The sequence below is a fragment of the Pseudoalteromonas sp. T1lg21 genome, from assembly GCF_002964625.1.
Classification (GTDB): Bacteria; Pseudomonadota; Gammaproteobacteria; order Enterobacterales; family Alteromonadaceae; genus Pseudoalteromonas; species Pseudoalteromonas gelatinilytica.
On record NZ_PQBX01000039.1, the window covers coordinates 271,464 to 271,931 of the forward strand.

Consider the following 468-nt stretch of genomic DNA (forward strand, 5'->3'; position numbering starts at 1 on the left):
GCCGATATAAGACCATTCGAAGAATGGTGGGTCATGATGGACTTGAACCATCGACCAATGGATTAAAAGTCCACTGCTCTACCAACTGAGCTAATGACCCGCTCTGCTGCTTATTAAAAGCTACGTAAATCCGCCGATATAGAACCATTCAAAGAATGGTGGGTCATGATGGACTTGAACCATCGACCAATGGATTAAAAGTCCACTGCTCTACCAACTGAGCTAATGACCCGCTCTGCTGCTTATTAAAAGCTACGTAAATCCGTCGATTTGAATAATACCATAAAATGGTGGGTCATGATGGACTTGAACCATCGACCAATGGATTAAAAGTCCACTGCTCTACCAACTGAGCTAATGACCCGCTCTGGTATTAATTGCGTTAATCCGCCGATATAAGACCATTCGAAGAATGGTGGGTCATGATGGACTTGAACCATCGACCAATGGATTAAAAGTCCACTGCTC

General features: G+C 43.8%; 3 tRNA genes. All 3 read right to left on the reverse strand.

Annotation, left to right across the window (positions count from 1 at the left end):
- Positions 1-24: 24 nt before the first annotated feature.
- The 3 genes from C2M25_RS09160 to C2M25_RS09170 all read right to left on the reverse strand — a co-directional run bounded on the left by C2M25_RS09160 (position 25) and on the right by C2M25_RS09170 (position 364).
- Positions 25-100: transfer RNA gene (locus C2M25_RS09160), tRNA-Lys, on the reverse strand.
- 56 nt (positions 101-156) lie between these two features.
- Positions 157-232 (reverse strand) — tRNA-Lys (locus tag C2M25_RS09165).
- Between the two features lie 56 nt (positions 233-288).
- Positions 289-364, reverse strand: a tRNA-Lys gene (locus C2M25_RS09170).
- Positions 365-468 lie beyond the last annotated feature (104 nt).